Below are 6,381 nucleotides of genomic sequence, written 5' to 3'. Positions count from 1 at the left end.
TACAGGGAGAAACCATTGCGAAATTTTCCGGCACATCAATGCCGACGATTGTCATCACAACCAATCTTCTGAAAGCCGCATCTGGCGTTGCAACCTGGGTGGCTGCAAAGCTGGCACCGTCCCGAGTGGGGACTCCGCTCTCCGGAAGTATTCTTCTGCCGGGGCTGTCTTTCCTGTCTTTTTTTATGGGGGCAGTGATGGCAGCGCTCGGGCTGGCAGTGCACGGCAGCTTTCCGTTTCTCTGGCCCCTGCCGTTTCTGGGACTTCTTTACTGGGACGTCTGGAAATCAGAGCATGATGGACGTTACGAGGACTGAGACAGACCAAGCTGAATATCACAGAGTAATCTGGTCTCTGAAGCTTTAAACCCTCTCGCACTGTTGCGTTTGCAAGACAGGGCCCGTAAAATATTTCGTAATTACAATTTCTTCATATCAATAATTCCGCTGGTAGAAAATAATAATCAGAGCCAGCTTATCTGTAGAAGGGATGAATTCGATTTTGGCGCAGAAATAATCTTCATAGGAAGTGTTATGTGATGTCCCTGCGCACGTGCGTCATATTAGACCTCGGGTCCGTGTATTTCATATAGAGCACCGAGTTCTTGGGCAGTCATATTAAAAATTCTCATAGTACTTGGTATGGGCAAATTTCCAGATCAGAAAATAATAATTTTATTATAATATCCTCGATGTGTCCTATGCACGAGCATAACACCCAATCAATTCTATAAAAAAATTATTAATAGTGAAACATTCTTTGAAAAATAAAGAAGCCATTGCGTGTGTATGAATTTTGAAGATCTTGCATCTTCGAGAGACCCATATTCGTGAAAATGCCTCTGTCGATATATTATCTGAGCTTTTCTCTCCTTTTACTAAGTGGTCTTTCGCAGGCTGGAGCAGAAACACTTCATGATGCCATTCACTTGGCCTGGCAAGCAGATCCGAGGCTGTCGTCTTTTCATGCGGATGCTTTTGCAGCCAGGAAAGAGGCCAAAGCGGCACGTGCCTGGTTTCCTGACAGCCCCACTATTACAGGCGAGTATCTTGACGATCATTTTATCGGTAGCAAAGTCGGTTATACAACGTACCAAGGTGGTATAAATTTTCCTTTGTGGCTGCCAGGACAAAGCCGCGCGATTGCCAATGAAGCACTTGGAAATCAGGAAGTTGCCGACGCCAACACTCAGGTCGAAAAACTGGTAACGGCTGTCCGTATCGTTACGCTGACCAGCGAGGCGACACTTCAGCAGGAAACCATTCGAAATTTACGTCATGCCGATTCCCTGCTGGGAAATATCGCTCACGTCACTGAAGTTGCCTATCAGAATGGTGAACTGTCCGGCTCTGATAACGAGGCGATTGTCGCAGAGAAAGAAACCCTTGAAGGCAGGATTTCGGATGCAGTTCAATCTTTGGACGGTATCAAAGCCGATCTTGAAGCTCTGACCGGACACGAGGATATTCCTGATCTTCTGTCTCTTTCAGGACATATCCTGGATGGGCGTAACATGGCTCTGAACGTTGAACGAGATCCGAGAGTCAGGCTGGCAGAGGCCATAAGAGGTGTTTCAAAAGCATCCTATGAAGTTGCGCGTCATTCCAAAATCCCCAATCCGCGTTTGGGTGTCATGGTCAGTCGGCAGGAACAGTATCAAAGTCCGTGGGATACGCAGGTAGGAGTTCAGATTCAAATCCCTCTACCAAGTGCAGCCCGAAATACTCCCATGGAAATGAAAGCGGTCAGGGCTATGGCGGCGGCAGACCGGGATGCCATTCTGGCGCGCAGAAAAGTTCAGACCGAATATCGACAGGTTCACACCCGATTTCGTTCGTCGCTGACAATCATGCAGCACAGCGAAGCGACCAATGTCGCGTTACAGAAGCGCGCAAACGACCTTGAAAATGCCTGGAAGGTCGGAGAGGTGCCGGTCATAGAATATCTCCGTGCGCGCCGCAGCGCTCTGGAAGCGCAGCAACGAGCCTCTCAGGCGAATGTCGTCTGGCACACTGCCATGATCAGAATGATGCTCCTGACAGGAGAGACCCCTTGAAAAAATCCATCTTTGTGTCTGTCCTGTTGGGCATGAGTTCTTTGTGCTTTCCTGGCGTAGGCATGGCTGAAAAGACCGTTCAGATTTCGCCGGATGCTTTTAAAGCGGAAAATATTGTGATCTCTACGGCGATAGCCGGAAGGCTGTCTGATCATATGGATGTTCCGGCCTATGTCGCACTTGATGAGCGCCATGTCGCCCGTATCCACCCAGTCGGAAACGGCCGTGTTCAGGAAGTCTTTGTAACGCCAGGAGAGAAAGTCCAGAAAGGCGCGCCCCTTTTCAAATATGAAAATTTCAGCCTGGCAGATCAGGAACAGAGAACTAACGAGGCACAGGCGGCTTATCAGCAGGCCCTGGCGCAAGAAAGTAACGCAACGGATATTTATAAACGTGGGCATGCTTTAGAGGGGGGCGTTGTCTCCTCCGGCGAGGTAGAGCGACGCTTCTCATCGTTCAAAGCAGCACGTGAATTGGTTCGTCAGAGACAGGCAGAGTTAACTACGGAACGGCAACGTCTCGCACGGTATTCGACACAATTGGAAAAAGGAGAAGGTCTGGTTTCTACCGTGACCTCTCCAATCAGCGGTATTATCCGTACGATTTCAGTAACTCAGGGAGAGAGTGTTTCGAATACAGCCTTACCAGCTGTTGAAATTGACGACCTCTCGCAGGTTTGGATCATCTCGCAGGTTGATCCACAGAAAGCTGGACTGTTGGCTGCTGGGGGGCAGCAGTTAACATACATCTCTGCAAATCAGACTCCTATTTCTTCAAATATTACTCTTATCGAGGCCAGTATTGAGCCTGGAACCAGACATGTTCTGGTGCGTAGCCTCGTAACAAATCCTGATATGATTTTGCGTCCTGATATGCTTGTAAAAACTCGTTTGATGACAAGAAATCGTGTCTCCGGCGTTCTTGTTCCAGAAGCCGCCATTCAGACATTGAATGGAGAAAATTGTGTCTTTGTTCAAAAATCAGATCATGAATTTGTTCCGAGGAATGTGACTGTCGCGACTACTCTTGAGGGAAAAGCTTTGGTGACAGAGGGTCTCAAGGCTGGGCAGAAAGTTGTCTCACAAGGAAGCTTTGTCCTGAAGTCGCAATATCTTCTGGCGCCGACGCCTGATCATTCCGAAGCACGGAACTAGATCATGAATTTCTTTTTGCATGTCGTCAAAGGCCGGAAAGGAATTCTGGGCTGTATTCTTCTTTTGATGGTGGCAGGTCTTTTCGATCTTCGCTCTCTTCCCGTAGAGCCAGTTCCAGATATTTCGCCACGTCAGGTTCTCGTCTCTATTCAGGCACCTGGATTACCGACAGAAGAGGTGGAGAAGCTCGTTACATTTCCCATTGAAACGGTGCTGTCGGGGGTTGTCGGGCTAAAAAACCTAAGATCGGTTTCCCGTACTGGCGTATCGGTTCTCTATCTTCAATTTGATGACAATACGAGCATTTACCGCGATCGGGACCTGGTGTCTCAATTTCTGGATCAAGCAAAAAATACCATTTCAGTTCACGGACTCTCCATTAGCATGGGGCCAATGGCCACAGGCATGGGTGAAATCATGCAACTGGAGATTAAAGGGAAAGGCCAGTCTCTTACAGATCTGAACCGTATTCTGAACTGGTCCGTTGTACCCAAGCTGCGACTGGTTCCTGGGGTGGTGGATGTTAACGTCAATGGTGGCGCGTCGGAGACCTACGAGGTCGCGCTCGATCCAATGGCTATGCGTCGGTTCAATGTGTCCGTTTCAGATGTTTTCAAAGCTGTCGATACTGGCAATGAAGCTGCGGGGGGGGCGTGGATAGAGCATAACGATGAGCAGCACATTATTGTGGGGCGTTCACTTATCGATGACCTCAAGGAGCTGGGAGAAATTCAGGTCAAAAGTGGTCCCAACGGAGAAGTTGTTCATATCAGGGATATTGGCACTGTCCGCAAAGGTGCGCTTCCAAGGCTAGGAGCTGTAACACGGGATGGTAAAGGAGAAGCTGTGAATGCAGTTATTCTCTTGCAGGAAGGCGCAAGTGCCCGTGACACGCTCAACCGGTTAAACAGAATTCTCCCAACGCTTCAAAAAACACTCCCAGAGGGCATCACCCTGGAGCCTTATTACAGCCGTACAACGCTGACAGATGTGACGATTGATACCGTCAAGGAAAACCTTGCATTGGGCGCGTTGCTTGTTCTGGTGGTGCTGCTTGTCGTTCTTGGAGACTGGAGGGCTTCTCTGGTCATCATGTCCATCATCCCTTTTGCTCTGCTGGCTGCAATGGTTGGGATGCACCATCTTGGTATTTCGGCCAATCTTCTCAGTCTTGGGGCCATAGATTTTGGAATGATTGTCGATAGTGCACTTGTCATTGTCGAAGGCGTTCTGAGTATTTCCGTTATTGCGGAGCTGACTCTGCAGGAGCGCGTGGCCAAAGTGACGGCCTCTGTCGCGCGGCCTGTGATTTTTGCCGTGTTTATCATCATGCTGGTCTATCTGCCGATCCTGACACTGGAAGGTGTCGAAGGGCGGATGTTTCGACCGATGGCAGAAACCATTATCCTGGCATTGCTGGCTTCTCTGGTCTTTGCTTTTTTGGGCGTGCCCGCTTTATGTGCGATGATCATGAAGGGTCATTCAGGAAGCGCTGATACAGCAACTGGACCTGAAGGGCAGGAACATGCCTTCAGTGTTGAGAGCCATGACACACGATTTATCGCCTTTCTAAGGCGTGGCTTTAACCCGGTAGCGCGATACTGTCGCACGCATACAAATCAGATTTTCATGGTTGCAGTCGGTATTCTGCTTGTATCTGTCTTTTTGGCGACGCGCCTTGGAGGAGAATTCATCCCACAACTCCAGGAGGGTGATTTGATTGTCACGTCAACGCGTCTTCCGGCGATCTCGTTAGGGGCTTCAATTCATGAAGTGACAGCAATCGAGAAAACGCTGAAGACCTTTCCCGACATACGAACGATTGTGAGTAACACAGGCACGTCTGCTATTCCGACGGATCCGTCGGGTGTAGAGCAAACTGACAGTTATGTTCTGCTCAAGCCACGATCAGAATGGAAGACTGCACAATCCCAGGAAGGGCTCGTGAGGGCTTTTGACGCAGCACTGCGCCAGAATAATCCCGGCTCGCTTTTTTCGTGGAGCCAACCCATTCAAATGCGCATGGATGACATGCAGGCCGGAGTGCGCTCACAGATTGCAATCGGCATCTACGGCCCTGATATTCGTCGGCTACAGGAACTGGCACAACAAACGGCAGATATTGTCAGCAGGATTAACGGTGCGGCGGACGTCGCTCCCCAGGACGTTGGGACGATTCCATATCTTCATATTGATGTGGATCGAACAGCCGCAGGTCGGCTCAATGTGGATACAGCGGCTATTCTTGATGTTGTCGAGTCCGTCGGCGGACACGTCGGGCCGCCGGTTTCAACGGGTGATGCTTTAATTCCAACCGAAGTGCGGATCGATGCTCCGCAAAGGCGTACTCTTGATGATATCAAACGCCTCCCGGTCGCGACACGAGATGACCAGATGGTTGAATTGTCTCAGGTCGCTAAAATCACGCTGACTGATGGGCCAGCGGCCATCCGCCGCTATCAGGGGGAGCGACGGATGATGGTGCAGGCGAACGTGCGCGGGCGCGATATGAGTTCGTTCGTACAGGAAGCTCAGACGACCGTTGGCCAGCAACTTAAACTTCCGCATGGATATCGTGTTGAATGGGGCGGGCAGTTTCGCAATCTCCAGTCAGCTGTTGCTCGATTGGAGATTGTCGTACCGATTACCTTGGCGCTTATTTTCTTTCTGTTGGTGTTCGCGTTTGGGGATATCTGGGTAGCGGGCCTGGTCTTCCTGAATCTGCCGTTTGCCGCAACGGGTGGTATCCTGGCACTGACGGTAAGATCCCTGCCGTTTAGCGTCTCTGCTGGGATTGGGTTTATTGCTTTGTTCGGGGTGGCGACTTTGAATGGAGTAGTCCTTGTTTCCTGCATTCGGGAAAAACGAGCAGCAGGGTTGTCGGCGCGCGTTGCCAGTCAGGAGGCCGCGGAAGAGCGGTTCCGCCCTGTCATGGCTACAGCTACTGTGGCCTGCCTGGGTTTCTTTCCGATGGCGTTTTCAATGAGCGAAGGGGCTGAAGTCGAAAAGCCATTAGCAACTGTTGTTATTGGAGGGCTGGTGTCATGTACGGCCCTGACTCTTCTCGTCTTACCCAGTCTGTATGTTAAGATGGACGAATGGAGAAGAAGCCGAATCTAGAGAAAACTCACACAGATAGAGCGAGTATCATCAGATAATCGCTCTATATTA

At 50.1% G+C, this 6,381-nt stretch carries 4 protein-coding genes; all 4 read left to right on the top strand.

The window, feature by feature from the left end; translation table 11 throughout:
• Positions 1-317 (top strand): DUF1275 family protein (locus ABF859_RS15255; RefSeq protein WP_415528482.1); only part of this gene is annotated, 317 nt, incomplete at its 5' end.
• Positions 318-835: 518 nt separating this feature from the next.
• Complete coding sequence (locus ABF859_RS15250; RefSeq protein ID WP_415528483.1) at positions 836-2,056, top strand: TolC family protein; 1,221 nt, start codon at positions 836-838, stop codon at positions 2,054-2,056.
• Positions 2,053-3,210, top strand: coding sequence for an efflux RND transporter periplasmic adaptor subunit (locus tag ABF859_RS15245; RefSeq protein WP_062454376.1), 1,158 nt, complete (start codon positions 2,053-2,055; stop codon positions 3,208-3,210). Before ABF859_RS15250 ends, ABF859_RS15245 begins: the two co-directional genes overlap by 4 nt.
• A 3-nt stretch (positions 3,211-3,213) precedes the next feature.
• Positions 3,214-6,330: an efflux RND transporter permease subunit gene (locus ABF859_RS15240; RefSeq protein ID WP_415528481.1), complete on the top strand. Its 3,117-nt coding sequence runs from the start codon at positions 3,214-3,216 to the stop codon at positions 6,328-6,330.
• Positions 6,331-6,381 lie beyond the last annotated feature (51 nt).

The sequence above is a fragment of the Gluconobacter sp. genome (assembly GCF_047722525.1).
Lineage (GTDB): Bacteria > Pseudomonadota > Alphaproteobacteria > Acetobacterales > Acetobacteraceae > Gluconobacter.
Note: the sequence above shows the minus strand (reverse complement) of the source record. Positions and strands in the feature narration are given on the sequence as shown.